We start from the raw sequence: 25,336 nt of genomic DNA, 5'->3' as shown, positions 1-25,336 counted from the left end.
AACATCGCCCCTTTAAGTCGCACTCCTCCGCGGATTTCGCGATCACGCGGGAGTAGCTCAGTTGGTTAGAGCGCCGGCCTGTCACGCCGGAGGTCGCGGGTTCGAGCCCCGTCTCTCGCGCCATGTTTTCAATGGCTTAGCTTTCGATCTGATCCGTCCGCTGGCGCAAGCGGCACTCCCGCGCGATCTCTTCCCGCCTACGACCTGATGCTCCGCCGACTGCAAGTGCTCCGTCGCCAATTTTCCGACCGGGCATGAAAAAGGCCACCCGGCGGGTGGCCTGCGAATGCTGTCAGATGGCAGCGGACAGTGACCTCAGCGGACCATCGAGTCGCTGGAACTCGTCATGGTCACCGGCTTGCCGGCCTTCACGACGTGCGATGCCGTCTGGCTGTAGTCGACGTTGGCGCGGGTCGCGATGCCGAAAGCGGTCACGGCGATGCCGGCGATCAGGGCAACGGCGACGATCTTCAGATGGGTCGATCGGTCTGCGGAATGCAGCGAGTGGTTCATGTCAGCCTCCCGGCGTCTCAGAGCGCCACTTTGTTGCCTGGACATGTACCCCTGCTTTGTTTCGATCCGGTTTCTTCGTTTCCTCAAAATGGTTTCATCGGTTGCAGCCGCCGCGGCGGCAATCGGGAGTATGCGGCCGGGGCTGACTGGGCGCGGCGGTGCCGGCATCGACGGCGGCCGCGGATGATCTTGATCCGGCGGCCCTTCGTGACCATCTCCCGCGGTAACGGAAGCCTATCGGGCGACGGTCCAGTCGCCTCGTTTGGATCGCCCGATCGAACGCTGATCCGCATCCGTCTCCGACCAGCCCAGCCTGCGCACAACGCCGTGCGTCCTCGCGATTGCTGATCGCCTCAGCATCCCGCGGTGGACCGTGCGGCACCGTAATGCTGCGGGTCTGCAATGCGGCTCCTGCACGCGTCATCCGCGGCGCCGTTGCTCGGTGTGTCCCGGTTTCCGCAATGTGGGGAGGGATGACGACGGCGAGACGGCTCGTCTTGCGCGGCTTGGTGCGCTGCGCTAAGGCTTCGACCAATTCCAATGCAACGAGTCTGCGGTTTGCACCGAAACCGCAGAGGAAAGTGGCGCCGATGACCGGCATCCTTCAGAACTATCTCCCCCTCGTCGTTTTCATAGGTGTCGCAGCCATCATCGGGGTGGTGCTGCTGATCGCGCCGTTCCTGGTCGCCTACCAGCAGCCCGATCCCGAGAAGCTCTCCGCCTACGAGTGCGGCTTCAATGCGTTCGACGACGCCCGTATGAAGTTCGACGTCCGCTTCTATCTGGTTGCCATCCTTTTCATCATCTTCGACCTCGAAGTCGCCTTCCTGTTCCCCTGGGCAGTCGCATTCGGCAAGCTCGGCGCGGCCGGCTTCTGGTCGATGCTGGTGTTCCTGGCCGTGCTGACGGTCGGGTTTGCCTACGAATGGAAGAAAGGCGCGCTTGAATGGGATTGAGCCCGACCACGTCCTCGACCGGGCCGGCGATCGCTCCGGCCCCGAAGGGCATTCTCGATCCCGCGACCGGCAGGCCGATCGGTGCCAACGACCCGTATTTCCTCGAGGTCAGGTCCGAGCTGTCGGACAAGGGATTCTTCGTTGCCACCGCTGACGATCTCATCACCTGGGCCCGCACCGGCTCCCTGATGTGGATGACGTTCGGCCTGGCCTGCTGCGCCGTCGAGATGATGCAGGTCTCGATGCCGCGCTACGATGTCGAGCGCTTCGGCTTCGCGCCGCGTGCCTCGCCGCGCCAGTCCGACGTGATGATCGTCGCCGGCACGCTGACCAACAAGATGGCGCCGGCGCTGCGCAAGGTCTACGACCAGATGCCGGAGCCGCGCTACGTCATCTCGATGGGGTCGTGCGCCAATGGCGGCGGCTACTATCACTATTCCTATTCGGTGGTCCGCGGCTGCGACCGCATCGTTCCCATTGACATCTATGTGCCCGGCTGTCCGCCGACCGCCGAAGCGCTGCTGTACGGTGTGCTGCTGCTGCAGAAGAAGATCCGGCGCACCGGCACCATCGAACGCTGAAGGTTTTTCGTTATGGACGACGGCAGGCTCGACGCCCTTGGGCAGACGATCGTAAGCGCGCTCCCGGGCGCCGCGATCGGCCATACGGTCGCTTTCAATCAGCTCACGGTGAATGTGGAGCCCGCCCGGATCGTCGAGGTCGTGACACATCTGCGCGACGATCCGGCTCTCCGCTTCGTCAACATCACCGACATCACGGCGGTCGACTATCCCGAGCGCGCCAAGCGTTTCGATGTCGTCTACCACTTCCTGTCACCGACGCTGAACGCGCGCATCCGGCTCAAGGCCGAAGCCGACGAGACCACGCAGGTGCCGTCGCTGATCGATGTCTTTCCGGGCGCCGATTGGTTCGAGCGCGAGGCCTACGACCTCTACGGCGTGATCTTTGTCGGCCACCCCGACATGCGCCGCCTGCTGACGGACTACGGCTTCGATGGCCATCCGCTGCGCAAGGACTTCCCGACGACGGGGTTCGTCGAGGTGCGCTACGACGACCAGGAGAAGCGGGTGATCTACGAGCCGGTCAGGCTCAACCAGGAATTCCGCAAGTTCGATTTCCTGTCGCCCTGGGAAGGCGCGGACTATCCGCTGCCGGGCGACGAGAAAGCGAATAAGTGAGTGGGAGCGCGAGCATGAACGAGCAGAGCCCGGCCCTCCGCAACTTCACGATCAATTTCGGCCCGCAGCATCCGGCGGCGCACGGTGTGCTGCGCCTGGTGCTGGAGCTGGACGGCGAGGTGGTCGAGCGCGTCGATCCGCATATCGGCCTGCTGCATCGCGGCACCGAGAAGCTGATCGAGACCAAGACCTACATGCAGGCGATGCCCTATTTCGATCGGCTCGACTACGTCGCGCCGATGAATCAGGAGCATGCGTTCTGCCTCGCGGCCGAGCGCCTGCTCGGAATCGAGGTACCGCGCCGCGGCCAGCTGATCCGCGTGCTCTACTCCGAGATCGGACGGCTGCTGTCGCACCTGCTCAACGTCACCACCCAGGCCATGGACGTCGGCGCGCTGACCCCGCCGCTGTGGGGCTTCGAGGAGCGCGAGAAGCTGATGGTGTTCTATGAGCGCGCCTCCGGCTCGCGCATGCACGCCAACTACTTCCGCATCGGTGGCGTCCACCAGGACCTGCCGCCGAAGCTGATCGACGACATCGACGCATTCTGCGATCCGTTCCTGAAGGTGGTCGACGATCTCGACCGGCTCCTCACCGGAAACCGCATCTTCAAGCAGCGCAACGTCGACATCGGCGTCGTCACCCTGAAGCAGGCCTGGGAGTGGGGCTTCTCGGGCGTGATGGTGCGCGGCTCGGGCGCGGCCTGGGACCTGCGCAAGTCGCAGCCCTATGACGTCTACGCCGAGATGGAGTTCGACGTTCCGATCGGCAAGAACGGCGACTGCTACGACCGCTATCTGATCCGCATGGAAGAGATGCGCCAGTCGGTGCATATCATGAAGCAGTGCATCCAGAAGCTGCGTGCACCGGACGGGCAGGGCCCGGTGATGATCACCGACAACAAGATCGCGCCGCCGCGCCGTGGCGAGATGAAGCGCTCGATGGAAGCGCTGATCCACCACTTCAAGCTCTATACCGAGGGCGTGCACGTCCCCGCTGGCGAGATCTATGCGGCGGTCGAGGCGCCGAAGGGCGAGTTCGGGGTCTACCTCGTCGCCGACGGCACCAACAAGCCGTACAAGTGCAAGATCCGCGCTCCGGGTTTCGCGCATCTGCAGGCGATGGACTTCATCTGCCGCGGCCATCTGCTCGCCGACGTCTCGGCCATCCTGGGCTCGCTCGACATCGTGTTCGGAGAGGTGGACCGCTGATGGGCCATGCGCCGATCCAGTTCGATCGTGCGTCCGGAGCGCTCGAAGGAGCGAACCTCTGGGAGCGCACGGCTGCATTGGCGCTGTCGACCGGCTCGAAGATCTCGTCGCATTTCTCGCATCGCGGCTACAACCGCTGCGCTAACCTGTTGCGCCTGGCGCTGCCCGAACGCGATATCGCGGTGAAGCTCAACCCGGACGCCGTGTTCGAGTTTCCCTATGGCGACGGCTACTGGAGCAAGCTGCTCAACCGCGACTATCACTACGAGGACGAGCTCGAGATACTGTTTCTCGGCACTGTCGATGTCGACTACACCTTCATCGATGGCGGGGCCAATTACGGCTACTGGTCGGTGCTGGTCTCGAGCGCGCCCTACGGTGCGCACAAGGCGATCGCGATCGAGCCGTCCTCGGCCAACTTCGCCAAGCTCGCCAACAACGCCCGGATCAATGCCGGCCGCTTCGAGGTGATGAAGTGCGCGATCGGCGCCAGCCGCGGCACGGCCTATTTGACTGGCACCAAGCACGAGGCCTTCAGCATTGCGGGCGGCGCCGCCGACGGCGAGCGGGTGCCGGTGATGGCGCTCGACGATCTGATCGACGACGGCAAGGTCGCCGCGTCCGGCAAGTACCTGATCAAGCTCGACGTCGAGGGCGTCGAGATCGAGGCGATCAAGGGCGGCGCGCGGTTGCTAGCGACCGACAGCATGATCCTGTGCGAGGAGCACGGCCAGGACCGCAACCATACGGTGTCGCGCTACATCCTCGATCAGACGCCGATGCAGCTGATGGTCTACGACCCCGCGAGCGGCCGCTTCGAGATCGTGACGGAGCTGTCGATCCTCGACCGCATCAAGGCTTCCGCCCACGTCGGCTATAACGTGTTCGGAACTGCAAGTGCCTTCTGGCAGAATCGCGTCGCAGCGCTCAATGCAGACGCCGCGCGCCGCATGCAATGAAAGATTGAAGAGCCATGTCCGTCCGCCGTCTTGCCCCGAAGGAAGTTCAGCCCGCGAGCTTTGCGTTCACGGACGAGAACCTTGCCTTCGCCAAAGCGCAGATCGCGAAATATCCGGAAGGCCGCCAGGCCTCGGCGGTGATTGCGATCTTGTGGCGGGCCCAGGAGCAGCACGACGGCTGGGTGTCGGAGGCTGCGATCCGCGTCGTCGCCGACATGCTCGGGATGCCTTATATCCGCGTGCTCGAGGTCGCGACCTTCTACACCATGTTCCAGCTCCAGCCGGTCGGGAAGAAGGCGCATGTGCAGGTGTGCGGCACCACGCCGTGTCGGCTGCGCGGCGCCGAAGAGCTGATCGAGGTCTGCAAGCATCGCATCCATCACGATCCCTTCCACCTGTCGAAGGACGGCGACTTCAGCTGGGAAGAGGTCGAGTGCCTGGGCGCCTGCGTGAATGCGCCGATGGTGCAGATCTGGAAGGACACCTATGAGGACCTGACGCCGGAGAGCTTCGGCAAGGTGCTGGACGGCTTCGCGACCGGCAATCTGCCGACGCCCGGCCCGCAGAACGGCCGCCAGTTCTCGGCGCCGGCAGGTGGGCCGACCACGCTGAAGGAGAAGACATGAGCCGCGATCGCACCCGCGTTGCGGCCCTGACGGAAGAGGGCGCCGCGATGAAGAACTGGCGCTACGTGGCGCTGCATACGCTTGCTGCCGCCGCTTTCATTTTCGTGCTGCAGCGGTTCGCGCTCAACGCGACGCTGGAGTCCAGTCTGCTGTGGGCCTTGGTGTTCGGCGGCTGTGCCGCCTTCATCGCCACCATGCAGTCGAACCGCTGATTTTCGAGGAAGCCGTCTGATGCTCGACGACAAGGACCGCATCTTCACCAACCTCTACGGCCTGCACGATTGGGGCCTCGAAGGCGCTCGCCGGCGTGGCAGCTGGGACGGCACCAAGGGCCTGATCGAGAAGGGCCGCGACTGGATCATCAACGAGATGAAGGCGTCGGGCCTGCGCGGCCGCGGCGGCGCCGGCTTCCCGACCGGCCTGAAATGGTCGTTCATGCCGAAGGAATCGACCGACGGCCGGCCGAGCTATCTCGTGGTCAACGCCGACGAGTCCGAGCCCGGTACCTGCAAGGATCGCGAGATCATGCGGCACGATCCGCATCATCTCGTCGAGGGCTGCCTGCTCGCCAGCTTCGCGATGAACGCGCATGCCTGCTACATCTATGTGCGCGGCGAGTTCATCCGCGAGCGCGAACGGCTGCAGGCGGCGATCGACCAGGCCTATGAGGCCAACCTGATCGGCAAGAACAACATCCACGGGTGGCCGTTCGATCTCTACGTCGCCCACGGCGCCGGCGCCTATATCTGCGGCGAAGAAACGGCGCTGCTCGAGAGCCTGGAGGGCAAGAAGGGCCAGCCGCGGCTGAAGCCGCCATTCCCGGCCAACGTCGGCCTCTACGGCTGCCCGACCACGGTGAACAATGTCGAGTCGATCGCGGTGGCGCCCACCATCCTGCGCCGCGGCGCCGCGTGGTTCGCCGGCATCGGCCGTCCGAACAATGTCGGCACAAAACTGTTCTGCATCTCCGGTCACGTCGAGCGGCCTTGCAACGTCGAAGAGGCGATGGGCATCCCGTTCCGCGAGCTGATCGAGAAGCATTGCGGCGGCATCCGTGGCGGCTGGGACAATCTGAAGGCGGTCATCCCCGGCGGCTCGTCCGTGCGCATGGTGCCGGCCGAGCAGATCATCGATACGCCGATGGATTTCGACAGCCTGTCGAAGCTGCGCTCCGGCCTCGGCACCGCGGCCGTGATCGTGATGGACAAGTCGACCGACCTGATCCGGGCGATCGCGCGCATCTCCTATTTCTACAAGCATGAGAGCTGTGGCCAGTGCACGCCGTGCCGCGAAGGCACCGGCTGGATGTGGCGCGTGCTGACCCGCATGGCCGAGGGCCGGGCGCACAAGCGCGAGATCGACATGCTGCTGGAGGTCACCAAGCAGATCGAGGGACACACGATCTGCGCGCTCGGTGACGCCGCGGCCTGGCCGATCCAGGGCCTGATCACGCATTTCCGTCACGAGATCGAGGCGCGCATCGATCAGTATTCGCACAAGGCCGATGTCGACGACGTCGGCGTGCGCGATCCCGCGCACATGGTGGCGGCGGAGTAGGCGGTGGCGGTCCGGTCCGCCAGCAAGGTTTTCCCCCGCGCTCGCGCCCTCACGGTGCGCAGCGCGGCGGTCCGTGGTTTGAGAGAGATGTGAGGCTATGACCAAGATCATCATCGATGGCAAAGAGATCGATGTGCCGCCGGAGTACACGCTGTTGCAGGCGTGCGAGGCGGCGGGCGCCGAGATCCCGCGCTTCTGCTATCATGAGCGGCTGTCGATCGCCGGTAACTGCCGGATGTGCCTCGTCGAGGTGAAGGGCGGACCGAAGCCGGTCGCGAGCTGCGCCTGGGGCGTGCGCGACTGCCGGCCGGGCCCGAAGGGCGAGCCGCCGGAGATCTCGACGCGGTCGCCGATGGTCAAGAAGGCGCGCGAAGGCGTGATGGAATTCCTTCTGATCAACCATCCGCTGGACTGTCCGATCTGCGACCAGGGCGGCGAGTGCGACCTGCAGGACCAGGCGATGGGCTATGGTGTCGACACCAGCCGCTTCGCCGAGAACAAGCGCGCCGTCGAGGACAAATATCTCGGCGCATTGGTCAAGACCTCGATGAACCGCTGCATCCAGTGCACGCGCTGCGTCCGCTTCTCGGCGGAAGTCTGCGGCGTGCCGGAAATGGGCGCGATCGGCCGCGGCGAGGACATGGAGATCACGACCTATCTCGAGCAGGCGCTGAGCTCGGAGCTGCAGGGCAATCTGGTCGACATCTGCCCGGTGGGCGCGCTGACCTCCAAGCCCTATGCTTTCGCGGCGCGGCCCTGGGAGCTCGGCAAGACGCAGTCGATCGACGTCATGGACGGCGTGGGCTCAGCGATCCGGGTCGACACCCGCGGCCGCGAGGTGATGCGCATCCTGCCGCGCATCAATGACTCCGTGAACGAGGAGTGGATCTCCGACAAGACCCGCCATGTCGTCGACGGCCTGCGCACGCAGCGGCTCGATCGTCCCTACGTTCGCGAGGATGGCAAGCTGCGCGCCGCCTCCTGGCCTGAGGCATTCAAGGCGATTGCCGCCAAGCTGTCGCGCATCGACGGCAAGCGCATCGGCGCCATCGCCGGCGATCTCGCCGCGGTCGAAGAGATGTTCGCGCTCAAGGATCTGCTCGCCAAGCTCGGCTCGACCAACGTCGCCGTGCAGGGCGGTGACAGCTTCGATGCCAAGCTCGGCCGCGCATCCTATCTGTTCAATCCGACCATCGCCGGCATCGAGCAGGCCGACGCGATCCTGATCGTTGGCGCCAATCCGCGCAAGGAAGCGGCCGTGCTCAACGCCCGCATCCGCAAGCGCTGGCGGTCGGGTCAGCTCAAGGTCGGCGTGGTCGGCCCGAAGGCCGATCTCACCTATGCCTATGAGCACATTGGCGCGGGCACGGACTCCCTGAGCGACGTCGCCGCGGGCAAGCACTCGTTTGCGACCACGTTCCGCAACGCCAAGAATCCGATCGTGCTGGTCGGCGCCGGCGCGGTCGCGCGTCACGATGGCGCGGCGATCCTGTCGCTCGCGGCCAAGATCGCGATGGACGTCAACGCCGTGCGCGACGACTGGAACGGTTTTGCCATGCTGCACGACACCGCGTCGCGGGTCGGCGCGCTCGACATCGGCTTCAACGGCACCGGCCTGACGGCTGCGCAGATGACGACCTTCGGCACCATGGACGTGATGTTCCTGCTGGGCGCCGACGAGGTCGAGGTGCCCGAGGGCGTGTTCACTGTCTACTTCGGCACCCATGGCGACCGTGGCGCGCATCGCGCCGACGTTATCCTGCCGGGCGCCGCGTACACCGAGAAGTCGGGTCTCTTCGTCAACACCGAGGGCCGGGTGCAGATGACGGGCCGGGCGTCATTCCCGCCGGGCGAGGCACGCGAGGACTGGGCGATCATCCGGGCGCTGTCCGACGTGCTCGGCAGGAAGCTCGGCTACGACTCGCTGGCCGGCTTGCGCGCTGCGATCATCAAGGCCGTGCCGCATCTCGGCCGGATCGACCAGATCGAGGCGGGCAAGATCGCCGACATCAAGACCCTGGCGGGCAAGGGCGGCAGCCTCGAGAAGGCGCCGTTCAAGCCTGTCATCGATGACTTCTATCTCACCAACCCGATCGCGCGTGCCTCGGCAGTCATGGCGGAATGCTCCCGCCTGGCCTCCGGGCAGATGCTGACGGCAGCGGAGTGAGCGTGACCTGATGGCTGATTTCTTTGCGAGCTCATTCTGGACCGGTTTCCTCTGGCCGCTGATCATCATGATCGCGCAGAGCGTGCTGCTGCTCGTCGTCCTCCTGGTCGCGATCGCCTACATCCTGCTGGCCGACCGCAAGATCTGGGCGGCGGTGCAGATCCGCAGGGGTCCGAACGTGGTCGGGCCCTGGGGCCTGTTCCAGTCGTTCGCCGACCTCTTGAAGTTCGTGCTCAAGGAGCCGATCATTCCGGCCGGCGCCAACAAGGGCGTGTTCCTGCTGGCGCCGCTGGTGTCCTGCGTGCTGGCGCTGGCGGCGTGGGCGGTGATCCCGACCAATCTCGGCTGGGCGATCGCCGACATCAATGTCGGCATCCTCTTCATCTTCGCGATCTCGTCTCTGTCGATCTACGGCATCATCATGGCCGGCTGGTCGTCGAACTCGAAGTATCCGTTCCTGGCGGCGCTTCGCTCGGCGGCGCAGATGGTGTCCTACGAGGTCTCGATCGGCTTCGTGATCATCACCGTGCTGCTCTGCGCCGGCACCCTGAATCTGTCGGCGGTGGTCGAGGCGCAGCACGCCCGCGGGCTTGCGAGCCTGATCGGCCTGCCGCAGCTGACGATCCTGAACTGGTACGTCTGGCCGCTGTTCCCGATGTTCGTGGTGTTCTACGTCTCGGCGCTCGCCGAGACCAACCGCCCGCCCTTCGACCTGGTCGAAGCTGAATCCGAGCTCGTCGCCGGCTTCATGGTCGAATACGGCTCGACGCCGTATCTCTTGTTCATGCTCGGCGAGTATGTCGCGATCACCACGATGTGCGCGCTGGCCACGATCCTGTTCTTGGGCGGTTGGCTGCCGCCGATCGATCTGCCGCCGTTCAACTGGGTGCCGGGCGTCATCTGGTTCTCGCTCAAGCTGTTCTTCATGTTCTTCCTGATCGCGATGGCGAAAGCGATCGTGCCGCGCTACCGCTACGACCAGTTGATGCGCCTTGGCTGGAAAGTGTTCCTGCCGCTGTCGCTGGCCATGGTGGTGATCGTCGCGGGCGTGCTGCAATTCGCCGGCATCGCGCCGAAATGAGGCTGTCATGAACATCTCCGCCACCGCACGGTCGCTGCTGCTGCAGGAGTTCGTCTCCGCGTTCTTCCTCGCGATGCGCTACTTCTTCCAGCCGAAGCCGACCCTGAACTATCCGTTCGAGAAGGGCCCGATCTCGCCGCGCTTTCGCGGTGAGCATGCGCTGCGCCGCTATCCCAATGGCGAGGAGCGCTGCATCGCCTGCAAGCTGTGCGAGGCCGTGTGCCCGGCGCAGGCGATCACGATCGAGGCCGGCCCGCGCCGCAACGACGGCACCCGTCGCACGGTGCGCTACGACATCGACATGGTGAAGTGCATCTATTGCGGCCTGTGTCAGGAAGCCTGTCCGGTGGACGCCATCGTCGAGGGGCCGAACTTCGAGTTCGCGACCGAGACCCGCGAGGAGCTTTACTATGACAAGGCCAAGCTGCTCGCGAACGGCGACCGCTGGGAGCGCGAGATCTCCAAAGCCATCGCGCTCGACGCGCCGTACCGCTGAGGCCGTCCGATGATCCTTTCTGCGCTCTTCTTCTACCTGTTCGCGGCGGTCTGCGTGGCCTCGGCCGTGATGGTCATCGTCTCGAAGAATCCCGTTCACTCGGTGCTCTATCTGATCCTCGCCTTCGTCAACGCCTCGGGCCTGTTCGTGCTGATGGGCGCCGAGTTCCTGGCGATGATCCTGGTCGTCGTCTATGTCGGCGCGGTCGCCGTGCTGTTCCTGTTCGTGATCATGATGCTCGATGTCGACTTCACCGAGCTGCGCGAGGGCTTCCTGCAGTACATGCCGATTGGTCTCGTGATCGGCGGCATCTTCCTGTTCGAGCTGCTGCTGACGGTGTCGTACTGGGTCATCAACCCGACGACGCCGAAGGCGATCACGGCGGCGATCCCGACCAACGTCACCAACACCGAGGCGCTCGGCCTGGTGCTCTATACGAAGTACATCCATTACTTCCAGCTGTCGGGCATGATCCTGCTGGTGGCGATGATCGGCGCGATCGTGCTGACCCTGCGCCACAAGGCCAGCGTGAAGCGCCAGGACATCAACGTCCAGAACGCGCGCACGCCGGAGATGGCGATGGCGGTGCGCAAGGTCGCGGTCGGGCAGGGGCTGCAGGACACGGATGCCGCGGAGTGGGTGAAATGACCATCGGACTGGGACACTACCTCGCCGTGGCGGCGATGCTGTTCACGCTCGGCATCCTCGGCATCTTCCTGAACCGCAAGAACATCATCGTCATCCTGATGTCGGTCGAGCTGATCCTGCTCGCGGTCAACATCAACCTGGTGGCGTTCTCGACCTTCCTCGGCGACATCGTCGGCCAGGTGTTCGCGCTGCTGGTCCTGACCGTTGCGGCGGCGGAAGCCGCGATCGGCCTTGCCGTGCTGGTGGTCTACTTCCGCAACCGCGGCTCGATTGCGGTTGAAGACGTCAATCTGATGAAGGGCTAAGGACGCATGATCCGCACAGATGGGGGCCGGCTTGCCGGCAAGGTCATGCGTAAGGGGATGGGCGAATGATCCAGGCCATTGTCTTTCTGCCGCTGCTCGGCGCGATCCTGGCCGGCCTGATCGCGCTGCTGGGGGCGCATGGACGCCATCCGAGCGGCGATGTGGTGGAGCATCATCACGACGACGGCCATCACCATGGCGCCGCCGACGCGCACGCACATGACGATCACGGTCATGGGCACGACGACCATCATGTCGCAGAGCCGCCCGCGGCCGGCACCTGGGCGGCGCAGGCGATCACCACAGCGCTGCTGTTCGTCTCGGCCGGGCTGTCCTGGGCGATGCTGATCAGCGTTGGCTTCATGCATCACGAGGCCGGGGTGAAGGAGCTCTTGCCCTGGATCAATTCCGGCGAGCTGCAGGTCTCCTGGGCGCTGCGCGTCGATACGCTGACGGCCGTGATGCTGGTCGTGGTGACCAGCGTGTCCTCGCTCGTGCATCTGTATTCGATCGGCTACATGGACGAGGATCCGAACCGTCCGCGCTTCTTCGCCTATCTGTCGCTGTTCACCTTCGCGATGCTGATGCTGGTGACCGCGAACAACCTCGTGCAGCTGTTCTTCGGCTGGGAGGGCGTCGGTCTCGCCAGCTACCTGCTGATCGGCTTCTGGTTCCAGAAGCCGTCGGCCAACGCGGCCGCGATCAAGGCCTTCGTCGTCAACCGCGTCGGCGACTTCGGCTTCGCGCTCGGCATCTTCGCGATCTTCCTGCTGACGAAGTCGACCGACTTCGAGACGATCTTCGCCGCCGCGCCGAGCTTGGCTGGCAAGGCGACGATCAACTTCCTCGGCTGGCATGCCGACGCGCTGACCTTGACCTGCCTGCTGCTGTTCATGGGCGCCATGGGCAAGTCGGCGCAGTTCCTGCTGCACACCTGGCTGCCGGACGCGATGGAAGGTCCGACCCCGGTCTCTGCGCTGATCCACGCCGCGACCATGGTCACCGCCGGCGTGTTCATGGTGGCGCGCCTGTCGCCGCTGTTCGAGCTCGCCCCGAACGCGCAGGCCGTCGTGATGTTCTTCGGCGCGACCACGGCGTTCTTCGCAGCGACCGTCGGCCTCGTGCAGAACGACATCAAGCGCATCGTCGCCTACTCGACCTGCTCGCAGCTCGGCTACATGTTCGTGGCGATGGGAGCAGGGGCCTACTCGGTCGGCATGTTCCATCTGTTCACGCATGCCTTCTTCAAGGCGCTGCTGTTCTTGGGCTCCGGCTCGGTGATCTACGCGATGCACCACGAGCAGGACATCCGCAACATGGGCGGCCTGTGGCGCAAGATCCCGTACACCTTCGCGGTGATGACGGTCGGTACGCTCGCGCTGACGGGCTTCCCCGGCTTCGCCGGCTTCTTCTCCAAGGATGCGATCATCGAGGCTGCATACGCCGCGCACAATCCGTTCGCGACCTACGCGTATTTCCTCACCATTGTCGCCGCCGGCCTGACCTCGTTCTATTCCTGGCGCCTGGTGTTCAAGACTTTCTTCGGCACGCCGCACGATCAGCATCATTATGATGCCGCGCATGAGAGCCCGATCTGGATGTTGATCCCGATCGGCGTGCTCGCGGCCGGCTCGATCCTGGCCGGGCTCCCGTTCAAGGGCGTGTTCACCGATCCTCATGGCGTCGAGCACTTCTTCGGCGAGTCGCTGAAGATGAACCCGCACATTCTCGAAGACATGGAGCACATGCCGGCCTGGCTCGCTCAGCTTCCCTTCGTCATGATGGTGCTGGGATTTGTGGTCTCCTACTTCTTCTACGTCAGACGTCCGGACATCCCGGAGGAGCTCGCCGCGCAGCAACCGTTGCTCTACAGGTTCCTGCTCAACAAGTGGTACTTCGACGAGCTGTATGACGTGATCTTCGTCCGTCCGGCGAAGTGGCTCGGCCGCTTCCTCTGGAAGAAGGGCGACGGCTTCGTCATCGACGGATTCGGTCCGGACGGTGTCTCGGCGCGGGTGCTCGACATCACGCGCAACGTCGTCAAGATCCAGACCGGGTACCTCTATCATTACGCCTTTGCCATGCTGATCGGCGTCGCCGGCCTGATCACCTGGTTCATGTTCATGGGGGGCCAGCAATGACCACCTGGCCAATTCTCTCCGTCGTCACCTTCCTGCCGATCGTCGGCGCGCTGCTGATCTATCTGGTCCGCGGCGACGACGAGGCGGCCCGGCGCAATGCGCGCTGGATCGCGCTGTGGACCACGCTGATCACCTTTGCGGTGTCGGTGATCCTGGTGCTGCGCTTCGATCCCGGACAGACCGACTTCCAGTTCGTGGAGAAGTCGAACTGGCTGGCGGCCGGCATCAGCTATCACATGGGTGTCGACGGCATCTCGCTGCCGTTCGTGATCCTGACCACCGCCTTGATGCCGTTCTGCATCGTGGCGAGCTGGAAGTCGGTCACCAACCGCCTGCGCGAATACATGATGGCGTTCTTGATCCTGGAAACGCTGATGGTCGGCACGTTCTCGGCCCTCGACCTCGTGCTGTTCTACCTGTTCTTCGAGGGCGGCCTGATCCCAATGTTCCTGATCATCGGCGTCTGGGGTGGTCCGCGTCGGGTCTATGCCTCGTTCAAGTTCTTCCTGTACACGCTGCTCGGCTCGGTGCTGATGCTGCTCGCCATCATGGCGCTGTACTGGAACGCAGGGACCACCGACATCCCGACGCTGATGCACACCGCGGTGCCGCGTAACCTGCAGACCTGGGCATGGCTGGCCTTCTTCGCCTCCTTTGCGGTGAAGATGCCGATGTGGCCGGTGCACACCTGGCTGCCGGACGCGCACGTCGAGGCGCCGACCGCGGGCTCGGTGATCCTGGCCGCGATCCTCCTGAAGATGGGCGGCTACGGCTTCCTCCGCTTCTCGCTGCCGATGTTCCCGCTGGCCTCGCACGACTTCGCGCCGCTGGTGTTCACGCTCTCGGCGATCGCGATCATCTACACCTCGCTGGTCGCGCTGATGCAGGAGGACATCAAGAAGCTCATTGCCTACTCGTCGGTGGCGCATATGGGCTTCGTGACGATGGGCATCTTCGCCGGCACCATGCAGGGCGTCGCGGGCGGCGTGTTCCAGATGATCTCGCACGGCATTGTCTCCGGCGCGCTGTTCCTCTGCGTCGGCGTCGTCTACGACCGGATGCACACCCGCGAGATCGCGGCCTATGGTGGCCTCGTCAACCGGATGCCGGTCTACGCGCTGGTGTTCATGGTGTTCACCATGGCCAATGTCGGCCTGCCCGGCACCTCCGGCTTCGTCGGCGAGTTCATGACCCTGCTCGGCACCTTCAAGGTGTCGATCCCGACCGCGTTCTTCGCGACCTTCGGTGTCATCCTGTCGGCAGCCTATGCGCTGTGGCTGTACCGCAAGGTGGTGTTCGGTGCGCTGACCAAGCCGTCGCTCGCCAGCATCAAGGACCTCACGCTGCGTGAAGGCGTGATCCTGTTTCCGCTGGTGGCGCTGACCATCCTGTTCGGTGTCTATCCGAAGCCGATCCTCGACATGTCGGCGGTGTCGGTGCAGCAGCTCGTCACCAACTACAATACCGCCGTGACGGCCGTGAAGGCCGCCGCGCTGCTCCAATGATGAGACCCTTGGGGTCGGGACAGAGACGATGATCGAGAATCTTGGGCCTCAGCTTTGGGTGGTGCTGCCGGAGCTGCTGTTGGCCGTGGGGGCCATGGCGCTGTTGATGCTGGGCGCGTTTCGCGGGCAGGGGACGACGGGGCTCGTCACGTGGCTGGCGGTTGCTCTGCTGATCGTGGTCGGCATCCTCGTCTTCAGGCAGCCGGGCGGCCAGGCCTTCGGCGGCAGCTTCATCGCTGACAGCTACGCGCGCTTCCTGAAGATCCTGGCGATCATCGGCTCGATCGCGACTTTGGTGATGTCGGCGGAATTCTTGTCCAAGCCGGACCGCCGCATCTTCGAATATGCAATCCTGGTGCTGCTCTCGACCTTGGGCATGCTTGTCCTGATCTCGGCCGGCGACCTGATCTCGCTGTATCTGGGTCTCGAGCTGATGTCGCTCGCGCTCTACGTCGTCGCGGCCAGCCATCGTGACAACGTCAAGTCGACCGAGGCCGGCCTGAAGTACTTCGTGCTCGGTGCGCTGTCGTCGGGCATGCTGCTCTATGGTGCCTCGCTGATCTACGGCTTCACCGGCACGGTGAGCTTTGCCGGGATCGCGGCTGCCACCAAGACCGGCAGCGTCGGCATCATTTTCGGCCTCGTCTTCCTGTTCGCCGGCATGTGCTTCAAGGTCTCGGCGGTGCCGTTCCACATGTGGACGCCGGACGTCTATGAGGGCGCGCCCACCCCGGTGACGGCGTTCTTCGCCTCCGCGCCCAAGGTCGCGGCGATCGCCGTGTTCGCGCGCGTCGCGCTGACGGCGTTCCCGGGCATCACCTTCCAATGGCAGCAGATCATCGTGTTCGTCTCGATCGCCTCGATGGCGCTCGGCTCGTTCGCCGCGATCGGACAGACCAACATCAAGCGCCTGATGGCCTATTCGTCGATCGGCCATATGGGCTTCGCGCTGGTCGGCCTCGCCGCAGGCACGGTCGAGGGCGCGCAGGGCGTGCTGACCTACATCGCGATCTATGTCGCGATGACGCTCGGCTCCTTCGCGGTGATCATGGCGATCAAGCGGAACGGCCAGTCGTTCGAGAAGATCAGCGATTTCTCGGGGCTGTCGCGGACCAATCCGCTGCTCGCCTTCTTCTTCGCGATGCTGCTGTTCTCGCTGGCCGGCGTTCCGCCGCTCGCGGGCTTCTTCGCGAAATGGTACGTGTTCGTCGCCGCCATCAAGGGCGGGCTGTTCACGCTGTCGGTGATCGGCGTGCTGACCAGCGTGGTCGGCGCCTATTATTATCTGCTCATCGTCAAGACGATGTATTTCGACGAGCCGCTGCCGACGCTCGATCCGGTCAGGATCGAGCTGCGCACGGTGCTCGCGATCTCCGGCATCTTCAACATCCTGTTCTTCGCCTATCCCGGCCCGCTGGTCAGCGCGGCTGCGGCCGCGGCGAAGTCGCTGTTCTAGATGGCGTTTGCTCTCGGGTCCCGTGCCGCTGCGGCAGGTTACGGGCTCGTCACGTTCGATCAGGCGGGGTCGACCAACGTCGAGGCGCTGAAGTCGGCCAGAGAGGGCGGCAAGGCGCGGTGCTGGTTCGTCACGTCGGAGCAGACGGCCGGGCGCGGCCGTCGCCAGCGTCCGTGGATCGCGCCGCGCGGCAATCTGGCCTCGAGCGTGCTCGAAGTGCTGAACGTGGCTCCCGCCGTGGCCGCCACCCTCGGCTTCGCCGCGGGCCTGGCCATCGAGGCCGCGTTGCGCCAGGTGAGCCTCGAGGCTGCGCTGCGGTCCGGAGGCGGCGTGGCCTTTGCGTTGAAATGGCCCAACGACGTGTTGGCCGACGGTCGCAAGATCGTCGGCATGCTGCTCGAAGCGGAGCAGGTGGCTGGCGGGCTCGCCGTGGTTGCCGGCATCGGAACCAACGTGGTGGCGGCGCCGCCGGATACCCCGACACCGGCGGTCTCGTTGGCGGACCTCGGCATCCAGGTGGCTGCCGAGGATTTGTTCGCGGCCTTGTCTGACGCCTGGATCGAATATTTCGGCATCTGGAACGAGGGCCGGGGCTTCGGTGATATTCGCCGGCTCTGGCTGGAGCGGGCGGCCGGCCTCGGGCAGCCCGTCGCCATCAGGTCCGGACATGCTATCATCGAGGGGATTTTCGACACGATCGACGAACAGGGTTGTATGCTGGTGCGGACCGCGGAGGGACGATTGGAGCCGATCACGGCAGGCGATGTTCATTTCGGCTCGGTCGCCTCCCAAGGAGCGGTCTAGATGGCACGTCCCGACGAACTGACTTTTGCACCGCTCGGCGGCGTCGGCGAGATCGGCATGAACCTGTCGATCTACGGCCTCGGCAACCGCCACCAGCGGTCCTGGCTCGCGATCGATCTCGGCGTCTCCTTCGGCGACGAGGAGCATCTGCCGGGCATCGACCTGATCATGCCCGACGTCGCTTTCCTGGAGAAAGAGCGCAACAACCTCGTCGGTCTCGTGCTGACCCATGCGCATGAGGACCATTTCGGCGCGATCATCGACCTGTGGCCGCGGCTGAAATGCCCGATCTACGCGACCAAGTTCAGCGCCGCTTTGTTCGAGGCCAAGTGCGAGGCCGAGCGCCTGCCGGCCAAGATTCCGGTCAAGGTGATTCCTTCCGGCGGCCGCGTCGATATCGGTCCGTTCAACGTCGAGTTCATCCCCGTCGCGCATTCGATTCCGGAATCGCATGCGCTGGCGATCCATACCGAGGTCGGTACCGTCCTGCACACCGGCGACTGGAAGATCGATCCGACGCCGGTGCTGGGTGCGCCGACCGATGAGAAGCGGCTGCGCGAGCTCGGCGACGCCGGGCTGCTGGCGCTGATCGGCGACTCCACCAACGCGGTGCGCGAGGGACGCTCGCCGTCCGAGGCCGAAGTCGCCAAGACGATCGCGGCTTTGGTGAAGGAAGCGAAGGGCCGCGTCGCCGTCACCACCTTTGCCTCCAACGTCGCGCGCATCCGCGCTGTCGCCGAGGCAGCGCGTGAGGCGGAGCGCGAGGTCGTCATCGTCGGCCGCGCCATGGAGCGCGTGGTCCAAGTCGCGCGCGAAACGGGCTATCTCGACGGCGTGCAGAACTTCCGCGGCATGGATCTCTACGGCCACTTCCCCGCGGACAAGGTGCTGGCGCTGTGCACCGGCAGCCAGGGCGAGCCGCGCGCCGCGCTGGCGCGCATCGCCAATGACGACCATCCGTTGGTGACGCTGAACAAGGGCGACACCGTCATCTTCTCGTCGCGCACCATTCCCGGCAACGAGAAGGCGGTCGGTGCCGTCATCAACGGGCTGGTGCAGCAGGGCATCGAGATCATCACCGACCGCAACCATCTGGTTCATGTCTCCGGCCATCCGCGCCGCGACGAGCTGCGCGACATGATCGCGTGGACGCGGCCGCAGCTCCTGATCCCCGTGCATGGCGAAGCGTTGCATCTGCATGAGCATGCGAGGCTGGCGCGCGCCTGCGGCGTGCCGAAGGTGATCACCTGCCGCAACGGCGACCTGGTCAAGCTCGGCCCCGGTGATCCCGGGATCATCGACGAACTGCCGGCGGGACGGCTCTACAAGGACGGCAGCATCGTCGAGGACTCGAAATCGCGCGCCGTGGTCGAGCGCCGCAAGATGGCCTTTGCCGGCTGCATCTTCGTCGCGCTCGCCATCACCGAGAAGGGCGAGCTGGCCGACGATCCCGAAGTCGACATGGTCGGCATCCCCGAGAAGAATGCGGCAGGCGAGGCGATGGACGACATCGTGTTCGACGCGGTCGTCTCGACCTTCGAAGGACTGCCACGCGCGCGGCGTCGTGATCCCGATGCCGCGGCGGAATCCGTGCGGCGGGCGGTGCGCTCGACGGTGAACGAGCAGTGGGGCAAGAAGCCGATCTGCCTCGTCCATGTCTTGGAAGTCTGACGCGGGCCAACAGAACGGCCGTTCAAAAGAAAAAGTGGAGGATGTCATGCTGGGCCGGCTCAACCACGTCGCCATCGCGGTCAAGGACGCCGAAAAGGCTGCCAGGATTTATGGCGCGGCGTTCGGTGCCGAGATCTCCCCCGCGGTGCCGCTGCCGGAGCATGGCGTGATCACCGTGTTTGTGACCCTGCCCAACACCAAGATCGAGTTCATCCAGCCGCTGGGCGAGGCGTCACCGATCGCCAAATTTCTCGAGCGCAATGCGGATGGCGGCATCCATCACGTCTGCTACGAGGTGGCCGACATCATCGCCTCGCGCGACACGCTGATCAAGGAGGGCGCCCGCGTGCTCGGCGACGGCCAGCCGAAGATCGGCGCCCATGGCAAGCCGGTGCTGTTCCTGCATCCGAAGGATTTTTCCGGCGCGCTCGTCGAGATCGAGCAGGCCTGAGCAGCGGGGGCAATCATGGCCTACATCATCTCAACCTGGCTTGCGATCTACTTCGTGCTGTGGTGGGTCATGCTGTTCGTGACCCTGCCGTTCGGCGTGCGTAGCCAGCACGAGACGGGCGGTGGTTCGCCCGGCACCGATCCCGGCGCGCCGACCATCAGCCTGATGGGGCGCCGCTTGATCTGGACCACGCTGTTGTCGGCGGTCGTGTTCGGCCTGGCGCTCCTGGCCTATCAGGCCGGCTATCTCAGCATCGAGCGGCTGTCACGGCTGATGGGAATTCCGTTCTAGCCGCGCTCGCATCGCACAACGTCCTCTCGAAGCCGATGCGCGGACGCGCGTCGGCTTTTTTGCTATAGGAGGTCAAAACAAGACCGACAGGGAGGTTGCGCGTGATGACATCGGCCGAGGCCCGGAACGGGACGCCATCGGGCTATCGCATTCTGAACGAGATTGATCTTCGAAACCATCTCGCGGGGATTCCTTCGGTCGCAGGGCAACTCGGCGGATCGGCTGAGCGCTGGTCGATCACCGAGGTCGGCGATGGCAACCTCAACCTGGTCTTCATCGTCAAGGGATCGTCCGGCGGACTCGCAGTGAAGCAGGCGTTGCCTTACGTGCGGCTGGTCGGCGAGAGTTGGCCGCTGCCGCTGTCACGCGCCCACTATGAGCATCTGGCGCTGACGTATCAGAACCGCCTTGGCCCCGGCCTCGTGCCGGCCATCATTCACCATGATCCGGCGCTGGCGCTGACGGCGATGGAGCTGCTCGAGCCGCACATCATCATGCGCAGGGGACTGGTCGCGGGCACGATCTACCCGGCCTTCGTCGATCACATCACGACCTTCATAGCGCGGACGCTGTTCTTCTCGTCCGACCTCGCGCTGTCTGCCGCCGCGAAGAAGGATGCGATTGCGAGCTTTGCCGGCAACCATGCGCTGTGCAAGATCACCGAGGACCTGATCTTCACCGACCCCTATCGCATCGCCGAGCAGAATCGCTGGACGTCACCGTGGCTCGACGCCACGGCCGCCGAGATCCGTGCCGATCTCGATCTGCACGTCGCGATCTCCCGGCTCAAGCTGAAATTCCTGTCATGCGCCGAGGCGCTGATCCATGGCGATCTGCACACGGGATCGATCATGGTGACGAATACCGAGACCCGGGTGATCGATCCGGAATTCGCCTTCTACGGCCCGATGGGTTTTGACGTCGGTGCCGTGCTGGCCAATTTGCTGATGGCGTATTTCGCCTCCGAAGGACATGAGCAGGAGCGCGGTAGTAGGGACGCCTTCGAAAGCTGGGTGCTTGCGACTGTCGATGAAGTCTGGACCGGGTTTGTCGACAAGTTCCTGGCATTGTGGCGGAGTGAGGCGACCGGTGATGCCTATCCGCCGTCGCTGTTTCCGGGCGAGGCGGGAGCGACACGGCTGGAGACGGAGCGTCAGGCATACATGGCCGGATTGTTCCAGGATGCCGTCGGCTTCACGGCGGCGAAGATCATCCGCCGCATCCTGGGTCTCGCGCACAACATCGACTTCGAGCTGATCGAGGATGCCAAGCAGCGCGCGGTGTGTGAGGCGAGGGCGCTGCGGCTCGCGCGGACGCTGATGCTTGAGACGGCATCGTTTACGTCGATCGACACGGTAACGAAGGCCGCGCGCGAGCTGCGTCATTGGCAGCCGGGGTTCTAGACCTCGACAGAGGCTCCCGTCACTGCGAGGAGCGAAGCGACGAAGCAATCCGGAGGCGCGCGTGACGCCCTGGATTGCTTCCGCCTACGCCTTCGGCGGACATGTCACTTCGCTCGCAATGATGGAAGCAGGTGCGTAGGGTTGGCAAAGGCGCGCCGCGATGCATCAGCTCGGCCTCGTTCTTTCCCGCGCCGTGCCCACCATTTTCGCACCAAGCTTGCTGATGGACGGTGGGCACGCTGCCGCCCTGGGGCGGCGGCTTTGCCCACCCTACGGCATCCCAGTTAGTCCGCCGCCTTGGCGCGCAGCCGTTGTGCGTAGACGTTGATCACCAGTGCCGCCAGCAGGATCAGGCCGCGGATCAGGATTTTCAGGAAGCTGTCGATGTTGACGTGGTCGAGGCCGTTGTTGAGGACGCCGAGCACGAACAGGCCGATGATGGTGTTGCCGATGCCGCCGCGACCGCCGAACAGGCTGGTGCCGCCGACCACGACGGCAGCGATCGAGTCCAGCAGGTAGGTGTCGAATTCGTTCTGCTGCGCGCTGCCGAAATGCGCCACGCCGAGCATGCCGCCGATTCCCGAGCACACGGCCGAGATCACCATCACGCTGCCGAGGATCAGCTTGACGTTCAGGCCGGAATATTCCGCCGCCTCGCGGTTGCCGCCGACCATGTAGACGTAGCGGCCGAACCGCGTGTAGGTCAGCACGAGGTGCCCGAGCAGCAGCATCAGCGCCGCCACGATCACGATCCAGGGCACGCCCGCGATCGAGCCTGAACCGAGCGTCGTGATGATGGGCGGGACCTTGTAGGCGATCTGGCCGCGCACCAGCATCGCCGAGATGCCTGCGGCGATCTGCATCATCGCGAGCGTCATGATGAACGAGGGAATGCCGATCACGGTCAGGCCGAAGGCGTTGACCACGCCGAGCAGCGCGCACAGCGCGAGCGCGAGCAGGATGGCGGCAAAGCCGGGCATCGGCAGGTTGGCGATGTTGACGTAGGACTCCTGCAGGGTGAAGTAGGCCACGGCGATGCCGGTGACGTTGGCGATGGCGGCGATCGACAGGTCGATCTCCGCGCACAGGATGACGAAGGTGAGGCCCACCGCAATGATGCCGGTGACCGATACCTGGGTCAGGATGTTGCCGACATTGTCGAGCGTTGCGAAAGATGGGCTTGCGATCGCGAAGAACGCGGTGAGGAAGATCAGCGTCAGGAACGGCGCGATGTTGCGCATCTGTGAGCGCAGCAGCGCTGCGACCCCGCCGGCGCGCCGCGGCTGCGCCTCCGGCATCGGAACGGTCTCGCCATGCGCCATGACAATCTCCTTACGCCGCCTCGAGCAGACGGTCTTTGCTGATGGTCTCGCCGGCGAATTCGCGCACGACCTCGCCGCGCTTGAGCACGATGACGCGATCGGCCAGCGACAGCACGGTCTCCGGCTCGGTCGAGAGCACGATCACGGCGATGCCCTGGTCGCGCAGTTGCCGCACGATCTGGATGACGTCGCTCTTGGCGCCGACATCCATGCCTCGCGTCGGTTCGCACAACACCAGGAGCCGCGGCGGATGGCTGAGCCATTTGGCGAGCGCCACCTTCTGCTGGTTGCCGCCGGAGAGCAGGCCGAGGTCGATCTCGACATCGGCAGGCCGGATCTGCAACTGCTCGACCTGGCGCTTCGCGAGCGCGCGCTCGTGTGCGGGCTTCAGCAGCAACGCGTTGATTCGGTCGAGGATGCTGATCGAGACGTTCTTGTAGACGGGCTCCTGCAGGAACAGCATGTCGCGGCGGCTCTCCGGCACGAAGGCGATGCCGGCGCGGCGCGCATCCGCCGTGCTCTTGAAGCGGTTACGCTGGCCGGCGATGCGTAACTCGCCGGCGTCAGGTGCAAGCTTGCCGAACAGGATGCGCGCCAGCTCGAGCTGGCCGCAGCCCATGAAGCCGTAGATGCCGAGCACCTCGCCGGCACGCACGGCGAACGAGACGCGCTTCAGATTGCGCGCCAGCGACAGGCCGTCGGCTTCGACGACCACGGGCTTGCCGGCCGTCGGCGCGGGCAGGGTGATGTCGTGGGTGTAGCTGTCCTCCAGCGCATCGCGTCCCTTGCCGATCATGGCCTCGATCAGCGCGGCCTTGCTGGTGTCCGCGGCACGCGTCTCCATGATCTTGCGGCCATTGCGGAACACCGTGACCTCGTCGGAGATCAGCAGGATATCCTCGATAAAGTGCGAGATGAAGATGATCCCCGTGCCTTGCTCGCGTAGCTTGCGCAGCGCCGCGAACAGCCGCTCGACTTCGGGCGGCGACAGCGCCGAGGTCGGCTCGTCCAGGATGATGATGCGGGCGCCGGAGAACAGCACGCGCGCGATCTCGATCAGCTGCTGCACGCCGATCGGGAGATCGCCGAGCCGGCTCATCGGATCGGCGTCGATGCCAAGGCGCTTGAGCTGCTCGGCGGCCTCGCGCGCCATCCGGCGCCACTGCACGATGCCCAGCGCATTGGTCGGCTGGTTGCCGAGAAACACGTTCTCGGCCACCGTGAGATCCGGGGCGACGCTCAGCTCCTGATGGACCATGGCGATGCCGGCTGCACGGGCATCCCGGGCAGAGTTGAAGTGAACCTCGCGGCCGTCGAGCAGGAAGCGGCCGGAGAATCCGGTATGCACGCCGGCGATGATCTTCATCAGCGTGCTCTTGCCGGCGCCGTTCTCCCCGACGAGACCATGGATCTCGCCGGGGCGAAGCGTGAAGTCGATGCCGCGCAACGCGGTGACGCCGCCGAACGACTTGGTGATGTCCTGCAGTTCCAGAAGCGGCGGGCGGCTGTTCGACATGGGAGGGACTTCAGATCAGGAAATGATCCTCCATCCATTGCATGCCGGCGGCATTCGCCTTGGTCACGACCGGACCGTCGGTGATCACGTGCTTCGGAATGCCCTGGCCGCTCTTCTCGCCGGCGGTGACCGCCGCGACGCCGGCCACGATCGCGCCGCCGTGGATGCGGCAGGACGGATTGCGCACGGTCGCGAACATGCGGCCGTCGCTGACCGCCTGGATCGCAGGCGGCATGGCGTCGACGCCGCCGATCAGGATGTTGGTGCGGTTGCGCGCCTTCATGATATTGTAGGCGGCAAGCGCCATGTCGTCATTGTGGAAGAACGCCGCGTCGATCTGCGGATATTTCGTGAGATAGGTCTCCCACAGCCGCGCCGCCTTCGACACGTCCCAGTCGGCCGGCTGCGTGTCCAGCACCTCGATGTTCGGGAACTGCTTGATCACCGAATTGAAGCCCTTGGCGCGGCCCTGTGCGCCGGTATGGCCGAGCGCGCCCTGCGTCATGATGATCTTGCCCTTGCCGCCCATCGCGTTCGCCAACGCCTGGGTGACGGATGCGCCCATGAACTCGTTGTCGGGTGCCAGGAACGAGTGGACATTGATCTGATCGAGCGGGGCGATCAGCGTGTCCATGTCGATGACGGGAATGCCGGCGTCGATCATCTTCTGCACCGGCTGGGTCAGGGTGCCGATGCCGAACGCCTGGATGGCGACGAAATCCCACTTCTGCGACGCCATGTTGTCGATCGCGGCGCGCTGTTTCACCGCATCGAGCTGGCCGTCGAACCAGGTGACTTCGACGTTGAGCAGCTTGCCCCACCATTCCGCGGCCTGCTTGCCCTGGGCGCACCAGGTCGCCTGCAGTCCGGCATTGGAGAACGCCGCCTTGAGCGGCTTTTCGGAACGGCCCATCTCGGCGGCCATCGCCGGATTGATGCCGAAGCCGGCGAGCAGCGCGGCCGCAGAGCCCGCGGCCGTCGCCGCCTGGAGAAGATCGCGCCTGGTCGTTTTCTTGGACGTTTTGTCAGTGCCGGGCATCCCGTGCTCCCTGTCCCAT

Annotated in this window: 25 protein-coding genes and 1 tRNA gene; 22 read left to right on the top strand and 4 right to left on the bottom strand. The window is 64.8% G+C overall.

All coding sequences use genetic code 11. From position 1 onward, the window contains the following. The first annotated feature begins 46 nt into the window (after positions 1-46). A tRNA-Asp gene (locus ACQR1F_RS07110) sits at positions 47-123 on the top strand. Positions 124-315: 192 nt separating this feature from the next. On the opposite strand, the gene ACQR1F_RS07105 is transcribed toward ACQR1F_RS07110, so the two are convergent. Further along, complete coding sequence (locus tag ACQR1F_RS07105; protein WP_315799693.1) at positions 316-513, bottom strand: hypothetical protein; 198 nt, start codon at positions 511-513, stop codon at positions 316-318. A gap of 590 nt (positions 514-1,103) precedes the next feature. On the opposite strand from ACQR1F_RS07105, the gene ACQR1F_RS07100 reads away from it, so the two are divergent. The 21 genes from ACQR1F_RS07100 (at position 1,104) to mtnK (ending at position 21,440) form a co-directional block, all read left to right on the top strand. Further along, on the top strand, positions 1,104-1,469 hold the full coding sequence (locus ACQR1F_RS07100) for an NADH-quinone oxidoreductase subunit A (RefSeq protein ID WP_008964559.1): 366 nt from the start codon (positions 1,104-1,106) through the stop codon (positions 1,467-1,469). Next, positions 1,466-2,050, top strand: a complete 585-nt coding sequence (locus ACQR1F_RS07095; RefSeq protein WP_315800415.1) for a NuoB/complex I 20 kDa subunit family protein — start codon at positions 1,466-1,468, stop codon at positions 2,048-2,050. Before ACQR1F_RS07100 ends, ACQR1F_RS07095 begins: the two co-directional genes overlap by 4 nt. A gap of 12 nt (positions 2,051-2,062) precedes the next feature. Continuing rightward, a complete protein-coding gene (locus ACQR1F_RS07090) occupies positions 2,063-2,668 on the top strand; it encodes an NADH-quinone oxidoreductase subunit C (RefSeq protein ID WP_315799694.1) in 606 nt (201 codons plus the stop codon). A gap of 14 nt (positions 2,669-2,682) precedes the next feature. Then, a complete protein-coding gene (locus ACQR1F_RS07085; RefSeq protein ID WP_434912746.1) occupies positions 2,683-3,879 on the top strand; it encodes an NADH-quinone oxidoreductase subunit D in 1,197 nt (398 codons plus the stop codon). After that, the gene (locus tag ACQR1F_RS07080) at positions 3,879-4,838 is read left to right on the top strand and encodes an FkbM family methyltransferase (protein WP_315799695.1); all 960 of its coding nucleotides are present in this window, start codon (positions 3,879-3,881) and stop codon (positions 4,836-4,838) included. Before ACQR1F_RS07085 ends, ACQR1F_RS07080 begins: the two co-directional genes overlap by 1 nt. A gap of 14 nt (positions 4,839-4,852) precedes the next feature. Then, a complete protein-coding gene (nuoE, locus tag ACQR1F_RS07075) occupies positions 4,853-5,464 on the top strand; it encodes an NADH-quinone oxidoreductase subunit NuoE (protein ID WP_315799696.1) in 612 nt (203 codons plus the stop codon). Next, positions 5,461-5,676: a hypothetical protein gene (locus ACQR1F_RS07070; RefSeq protein ID WP_315799697.1), complete on the top strand. Its 216-nt coding sequence runs from the start codon at positions 5,461-5,463 to the stop codon at positions 5,674-5,676. The genes nuoE and ACQR1F_RS07070 overlap by 4 nt, the downstream gene beginning before the upstream one ends. 19 nt (positions 5,677-5,695) lie before the next feature. Next, positions 5,696-7,021 carry an NADH-quinone oxidoreductase subunit NuoF gene (gene nuoF, locus ACQR1F_RS07065; protein ID WP_316181348.1) on the top strand — a complete coding sequence of 442 codons (1,326 nt, stop codon included), beginning with the start codon at positions 5,696-5,698 and terminating at the stop codon, positions 7,019-7,021. A gap of 97 nt (positions 7,022-7,118) precedes the next feature. After that, positions 7,119-9,188: an NADH-quinone oxidoreductase subunit NuoG gene (gene nuoG, locus ACQR1F_RS07060; protein ID WP_434912745.1), complete on the top strand. Its 2,070-nt coding sequence runs from the start codon at positions 7,119-7,121 to the stop codon at positions 9,186-9,188. A gap of 10 nt (positions 9,189-9,198) precedes the next feature. Next, positions 9,199-10,269 (top strand): NADH-quinone oxidoreductase subunit NuoH, encoded by a 1,071-nt coding sequence (nuoH, locus tag ACQR1F_RS07055; protein ID WP_315799700.1) that lies wholly within the window; start codon positions 9,199-9,201, stop codon positions 10,267-10,269. Positions 10,270-10,276: 7 nt separating this feature from the next. After that, a complete protein-coding gene (gene nuoI / locus ACQR1F_RS07050) occupies positions 10,277-10,765 on the top strand; it encodes an NADH-quinone oxidoreductase subunit NuoI (RefSeq protein WP_006611003.1) in 489 nt (162 codons plus the stop codon). A gap of 9 nt (positions 10,766-10,774) precedes the next feature. Further along, the gene (locus ACQR1F_RS07045; protein ID WP_316181344.1) at positions 10,775-11,413 is read left to right on the top strand and encodes an NADH-quinone oxidoreductase subunit J; all 639 of its coding nucleotides are present in this window, start codon (positions 10,775-10,777) and stop codon (positions 11,411-11,413) included. Continuing rightward, entirely contained in the window at positions 11,410-11,718 is a 309-nt protein-coding gene (gene nuoK, locus ACQR1F_RS07040; RefSeq protein WP_006611001.1) for an NADH-quinone oxidoreductase subunit NuoK, read from the top strand. Before ACQR1F_RS07045 ends, nuoK begins: the two co-directional genes overlap by 4 nt. A gap of 65 nt (positions 11,719-11,783) precedes the next feature. Beyond that, entirely contained in the window at positions 11,784-13,859 is a 2,076-nt protein-coding gene (gene nuoL, locus ACQR1F_RS07035) for an NADH-quinone oxidoreductase subunit L (RefSeq protein WP_315799701.1), read from the top strand. After that, entirely contained in the window at positions 13,856-15,364 is a 1,509-nt protein-coding gene (locus ACQR1F_RS07030; RefSeq protein ID WP_434912744.1) for an NADH-quinone oxidoreductase subunit M, read from the top strand. Before nuoL ends, ACQR1F_RS07030 begins: the two co-directional genes overlap by 4 nt. A 28-nt stretch (positions 15,365-15,392) precedes the next feature. Continuing rightward, positions 15,393-16,820 (top strand): NADH-quinone oxidoreductase subunit NuoN, encoded by a 1,428-nt coding sequence (nuoN, locus tag ACQR1F_RS07025; protein WP_316237401.1) that lies wholly within the window; start codon positions 15,393-15,395, stop codon positions 16,818-16,820. Then, on the top strand, positions 16,821-17,624 hold the full coding sequence (locus ACQR1F_RS07020; protein WP_434912743.1) for a biotin--[acetyl-CoA-carboxylase] ligase: 804 nt from the start codon (positions 16,821-16,823) through the stop codon (positions 17,622-17,624). It begins immediately after the preceding gene. Further along, entirely contained in the window at positions 17,625-19,295 is a 1,671-nt protein-coding gene (locus ACQR1F_RS07015) for a ribonuclease J (RefSeq protein ID WP_315799705.1), read from the top strand. It abuts the gene before it with no gap. Between the two features lie 46 nt (positions 19,296-19,341). Further along, the gene (mce, locus tag ACQR1F_RS07010) at positions 19,342-19,746 is read left to right on the top strand and encodes a methylmalonyl-CoA epimerase (RefSeq protein WP_316181340.1); all 405 of its coding nucleotides are present in this window, start codon (positions 19,342-19,344) and stop codon (positions 19,744-19,746) included. A gap of 15 nt (positions 19,747-19,761) precedes the next feature. Beyond that, entirely contained in the window at positions 19,762-20,037 is a 276-nt protein-coding gene (locus ACQR1F_RS07005) for a DUF1467 family protein (RefSeq protein ID WP_315799707.1), read from the top strand. A gap of 101 nt (positions 20,038-20,138) precedes the next feature. Further along, entirely contained in the window at positions 20,139-21,440 is a 1,302-nt protein-coding gene (gene mtnK / locus ACQR1F_RS07000) for an S-methyl-5-thioribose kinase (protein ID WP_434912742.1), read from the top strand. Positions 21,441-21,724: 284 nt separating this feature from the next. On the opposite strand, the gene ACQR1F_RS06995 is transcribed toward mtnK, so the two are convergent. From ACQR1F_RS06995 to ACQR1F_RS06985, 3 genes are read right to left on the bottom strand one after another with little or no spacing between them, the layout of a single operon-like run. Beyond that, on the bottom strand, positions 21,725-22,762 hold the full coding sequence (locus ACQR1F_RS06995) for an ABC transporter permease (RefSeq protein WP_434912741.1): 1,038 nt from the start codon (positions 22,760-22,762) through the stop codon (positions 21,725-21,727). Positions 22,763-22,772: 10 nt separating this feature from the next. After that, positions 22,773-24,278, bottom strand: coding sequence for a sugar ABC transporter ATP-binding protein (locus ACQR1F_RS06990; RefSeq protein WP_434912740.1), 1,506 nt, complete (start codon positions 24,276-24,278; stop codon positions 22,773-22,775). Positions 24,279-24,288: 10 nt separating this feature from the next. After that, positions 24,289-25,317: a sugar ABC transporter substrate-binding protein gene (locus ACQR1F_RS06985; protein ID WP_315799710.1), complete on the bottom strand. Its 1,029-nt coding sequence runs from the start codon at positions 25,315-25,317 to the stop codon at positions 24,289-24,291. Positions 25,318-25,336: the final 19 nt, after the last annotated feature.

Origin of the sequence: Bradyrhizobium sp. HKCCYLS3013 (assembly GCF_051167615.1) — a bacterium.
GTDB lineage: Bacteria > Pseudomonadota > Alphaproteobacteria > Rhizobiales > Xanthobacteraceae > Bradyrhizobium.
Note: the sequence above shows the minus strand (reverse complement) of the source record. Positions and strands in the feature narration are given on the sequence as shown.

What these genes read in the sequence shown, in the direction of transcription:
- ACQR1F_RS07105 (WP_315799693.1), bottom strand. Translation starts at nt 513, where the DNA reads ATGAACCACTCGCTGCATTCCGCAGACCGATCGACCCATCTGAAGATC.
- ACQR1F_RS07100 (WP_008964559.1), top strand. Translation starts at nt 1,104, where the DNA reads ATGACCGGCATCCTTCAGAACTATCTCCCCCTCGTCGTTTTCATAGGT.
- ACQR1F_RS07090 (WP_315799694.1), top strand. Translation starts at nt 2,063, where the DNA reads ATGGACGACGGCAGGCTCGACGCCCTTGGGCAGACGATCGTAAGCGCG.
- ACQR1F_RS07085 (WP_434912746.1), top strand. Translation starts at nt 2,683, where the DNA reads ATGAACGAGCAGAGCCCGGCCCTCCGCAACTTCACGATCAATTTCGGC.
- ACQR1F_RS07080 (WP_315799695.1), top strand. Translation starts at nt 3,879, where the DNA reads ATGGGCCATGCGCCGATCCAGTTCGATCGTGCGTCCGGAGCGCTCGAA.
- nuoE (WP_315799696.1), top strand. Translation starts at nt 4,853, where the DNA reads ATGTCCGTCCGCCGTCTTGCCCCGAAGGAAGTTCAGCCCGCGAGCTTT.
- ACQR1F_RS07070 (WP_315799697.1), top strand. Translation starts at nt 5,461, where the DNA reads ATGAGCCGCGATCGCACCCGCGTTGCGGCCCTGACGGAAGAGGGCGCC.
- nuoF (WP_316181348.1), top strand. Translation starts at nt 5,696, where the DNA reads ATGCTCGACGACAAGGACCGCATCTTCACCAACCTCTACGGCCTGCAC.
- nuoG (WP_434912745.1), top strand. Translation starts at nt 7,119, where the DNA reads ATGACCAAGATCATCATCGATGGCAAAGAGATCGATGTGCCGCCGGAG.
- nuoH (WP_315799700.1), top strand. Translation starts at nt 9,199, where the DNA reads ATGGCTGATTTCTTTGCGAGCTCATTCTGGACCGGTTTCCTCTGGCCG.
- nuoI (WP_006611003.1), top strand. Translation starts at nt 10,277, where the DNA reads ATGAACATCTCCGCCACCGCACGGTCGCTGCTGCTGCAGGAGTTCGTC.
- ACQR1F_RS07045 (WP_316181344.1), top strand. Translation starts at nt 10,775, where the DNA reads ATGATCCTTTCTGCGCTCTTCTTCTACCTGTTCGCGGCGGTCTGCGTG.
- nuoK (WP_006611001.1), top strand. Translation starts at nt 11,410, where the DNA reads ATGACCATCGGACTGGGACACTACCTCGCCGTGGCGGCGATGCTGTTC.
- nuoL (WP_315799701.1), top strand. Translation starts at nt 11,784, where the DNA reads ATGATCCAGGCCATTGTCTTTCTGCCGCTGCTCGGCGCGATCCTGGCC.
- ACQR1F_RS07030 (WP_434912744.1), top strand. Translation starts at nt 13,856, where the DNA reads ATGACCACCTGGCCAATTCTCTCCGTCGTCACCTTCCTGCCGATCGTC.
- nuoN (WP_316237401.1), top strand. Translation starts at nt 15,393, where the DNA reads ATGATCGAGAATCTTGGGCCTCAGCTTTGGGTGGTGCTGCCGGAGCTG.
- ACQR1F_RS07020 (WP_434912743.1), top strand. Translation starts at nt 16,821, where the DNA reads ATGGCGTTTGCTCTCGGGTCCCGTGCCGCTGCGGCAGGTTACGGGCTC.
- ACQR1F_RS07015 (WP_315799705.1), top strand. Translation starts at nt 17,625, where the DNA reads ATGGCACGTCCCGACGAACTGACTTTTGCACCGCTCGGCGGCGTCGGC.
- mce (WP_316181340.1), top strand. Translation starts at nt 19,342, where the DNA reads ATGCTGGGCCGGCTCAACCACGTCGCCATCGCGGTCAAGGACGCCGAA.
- ACQR1F_RS07005 (WP_315799707.1), top strand. Translation starts at nt 19,762, where the DNA reads ATGGCCTACATCATCTCAACCTGGCTTGCGATCTACTTCGTGCTGTGG.
- ACQR1F_RS06995 (WP_434912741.1), bottom strand. Translation starts at nt 22,762, where the DNA reads ATGGCGCATGGCGAGACCGTTCCGATGCCGGAGGCGCAGCCGCGGCGC.
- ACQR1F_RS06990 (WP_434912740.1), bottom strand. Translation starts at nt 24,278, where the DNA reads ATGTCGAACAGCCGCCCGCCGCTTCTGGAACTGCAGGACATCACCAAG.
- ACQR1F_RS06985 (WP_315799710.1), bottom strand. Translation starts at nt 25,317, where the DNA reads ATGCCCGGCACTGACAAAACGTCCAAGAAAACGACCAGGCGCGATCTT.